1 protein-coding gene is annotated in these 3,250 nt (G+C 61.8%); it reads right to left on the bottom strand.

What is annotated here, in order from left to right; genetic code table 11:
• A partial coding sequence (locus AC1DT2_RS18945) for an RHS repeat domain-containing protein (protein ID WP_477298014.1) occupies nucleotides 1-3,206 on the bottom strand: 3,206 nt, incomplete at its 3' end.
• Nucleotides 3,207-3,250 lie beyond the last annotated feature (44 nt).

Genomic DNA, 3,250 nt, shown 5'->3' with positions numbered 1-3,250 from the left:
GTGTAGGCGACATTGGCCTGCGCTGAGGCGGGCGCAGTCAGAGACGGCGCGAGTGCAGGTGCCGGCACGCTGTTGGTGCTGGCAACAAGCTTTTTGCCGAGATAGATGTAATCCGTCCCCGAGTTCGTCGCCGGGTCGTATTGCCAGAGCAGTTGCCCGGCGGCGTTGTAGGCGTAGTACGTCGTGCCGGTTGGCGAGACTGCTTTCACGCGACGGCCGGCAGCGTCATACATGGAATCGCCAAGGGTGCCTACCGACAGGACCCGGTTCGCAACATCGAACGCCAGGGCCTGACCGTCCCGCAACGTGACATTGCCCCGGTTGTCGTACGTGTACGAGTGCGTCGGCGACCCGTTGATGCTGATGTTGGCCAGCTGGTTGAAGCCGTTGTAGTTGTAGGTGCTGACGCCTCCAGAGTTGGTCACGCTCTGGATGTTGTTGAGGGAGTCGTAGCTGTAGGTTTCGTTCCCCCACAACCCAGGCGAGCTTGCCCCGGTCAGGCGGTTGAGTTCGTCGTAGGTAAACGCCCGTGCGCGCTGACCGGTCCCGACCGCGTTGGATATGGAAGTGATGTTGCCCGCCGGGTCATAAAGGTACCCTTCACTGATGGGCGCACTGCCTGGTGTGCCATAGGCAAAGTCTGCAAGCAGGTTTCGCTCGTTGCGGTGCGCGGTGTACGGCACCCCGTTGCCCAGCGTGTAACCCGCCACCTGACCATCCGGGTAGTAGGTGGCACCGGTCGCATAGGGGCCTGCGCCCGTCGGCTGCCCGAGCGCGTTGGGTCCGTAGGGGATGGAATTGCCGTCAGGATACTGCGTCGACACGAGGTTTCCGTTTTCGTCGTAGGTGTAGCCCACCGTCCAGGACCAGGAATCGACCGAGAGAAGCTCGGCGGTGACCACGCCCATCTTGTTGCGGCCAAATGCCCAGCCCACCGCACCCTTGTTGGTCGGCTTGGCGCTTGCCGTGTCAGACACCGCCGTTGCTGGATTGCCCAGCAGGTCGTAGGTATAGGTGAGCGTCGGACCGACGCCGGGATAGGTCACCTGGGTCACCCGGTTCATGGAGTCGTACGCACGATTGACCTTGTCACTGGCCAGAACCTGGTCGTACCCGCAGCCCGGGTCATTGAACGCCTGGCCGGACGCTGACCACACGACGTTGCCCACCGCATCGAAGGCCGAAATTGCGCTGCCCGCTTCCTTTTCATACAACCGGCAGACGCGGTACTGGCTGTCGTAGGTGTATTTCTTGCTCAAGCCACCTTGGYTGATGGAATTGGGATTCCCGTAGACATCGCGGTCGATGGTCTGGGTGACGAGTGAGGCGCCCGCGCCTGCGTCTACGCGAACCGGCTTGTCGTAAGCAGGTTCGTCGAACGCCTGGTAGGCCGTCGAGACTGCATTGCCCTTGGGGTCAGTGACGCGCCGGACACCCCCCGAAAGGTAATCGGTGTAGGTCACCAGCGTGCCTTGCGCGGAGGGCTGTGACTCAGCGCGCGCGCGGCCTAACGCGTCGTAGCTGGTGGTAATGCCGACTCCCATCGTTGCCCGACCAACGTCGCCGTCGACGGCATACGAGGYGAACGTCTTGTTGCCCCGCCAGTCAAAGTCATTCCGTGTAGAGACAAACCGGTCCGTGGTGCCGACCTGGCCCTTGCCGGTGGCAACCGGCCGCAACATGGCGTCAAAGTCCGTGCGGTCGTACTGGATGCCTTGTGTGACTTCGCGCACCCAGTGGTTACCGCCAACGTCGCGCGCGTCAGGGCTGACTGTGTAAGCGAACAGCTTCGGGGCCAGGCTTGGCGAGTCGCCCGCGGGGTAGTCGATGCGCAACACGCGGCCGATGCCGTCATAGGCGTACGACGTTGTCGAACCCGCCTGGTCAGTGATGGACGCAATCTGTCCGAAGTCGTCGACAGCGACCGCTTCCACGGTGCCATTCGGGTGGAGGGCGTTGATGTCCGGAAACGTAATGGTCTGCGGAATGCCGAGCTTGTAGTTGTCCAGATGCGTCGTATTGGAATTGGCGTCCTGGAACGTGGCCAACTGTCCCTGGGGGTTGAACGAATACGTCATCATCGTCTGGCCGAAATGCTTTCGCATCTGGGGCACCAGCGTCGTCAGGTCGTAGGTGGTCTCACTAACGACTTCATTCCTGGTCAGGTTCGTGTAAACCGTGGGAAGTCCGATGACACTGCGTGATGTGTCGTCCAGGAAGTCCTGTTTTTCATCGACGGAAAAGCCAAAACTGCTGCTGCGACGTGTGGACGACGCACGGGCGTAGGTGTCGAAGGCAAGTGCCTGCCAGGTATAGGTGTCGCCTTCTTCCGTGACGGACTTTTGCAGCTGCGGGGATTCGCCTTCCTGGCGGTCTAGGTTGGCCATGATATTGAAGCCGCCCCCGTACACCGCAGGCCACGGCCCCTGATTGTATGGCGCGTAAGAGAACGCTTCTGTTCGCAGCAGCGTGCCAGTCGTGTCGCCCTGGAAGTACTCGGTCTTGAGGGGCTTACCCTCCGTCGCATCCGCCTGGTTGGAAAACGTGTACCGGGTCGTGTTGAGTGAGGGGTCGACCATCAGGGAAACACTGGTGGTGTCGCACCCGGACGCCTGACAGGTTGCCCGCCAGCTGGCTGTCGCGAGCGGGTACTGGTACGTCCAGGTATGCGAGATTCCGGCGCCAGTAAATGTTTTTGATGTCAAAGCCAGGTTGTTGCTGTAGCGCGGCCGGCCCTGTGACCCCTGGCTTTCGGGCGTCTGGGCGCTGCATGATTCGGGCACGTTGGAGCGTGCGTGTCGCACCGGGTGTGCTTCGAAGCGTCCCTGAAGCCCCGACGGACCGGTGATGGTTGCCACCTGCGTCGAGTCCAACGGGGCGTCAACGTCGTTGCAGTGACCGGGCGGGGCGGATGATTTGACGTCCAGGGTGAGAGCAGAGAGGTCATACGTCCAGGCAGACCCGTCCGGCAACGTCACGTTCGACAGGACCGATCCCCCGTCCAAAGGCGCGTAGGCGTACGTCCAGCTCCKTGTGCCGTTGTTGGCGGTGACAACATTGACCTTGCTGATGTGCTTGCCGTCGCTCGCGTACTCAAACGTCACCGTCCGGCCATCACTGGCCACGATGCCTGTCAGGTGGTTGTCGGTGGACCACTGGTAGGTCAGCGAATTGCCGAAGCGGTCCTCCATCCGAGTTACGGCCATGACGCCGAGGTTGCGCACAATTCCGAAATCACGCGCCGGGCGGT

This window comes from Luteibacter sp. P4_E6 (assembly GCF_056401535.1).
The sequence above is the reverse complement of the archived record's forward strand: the minus strand, read 5'-3'. Positions and strand labels throughout refer to the sequence as shown.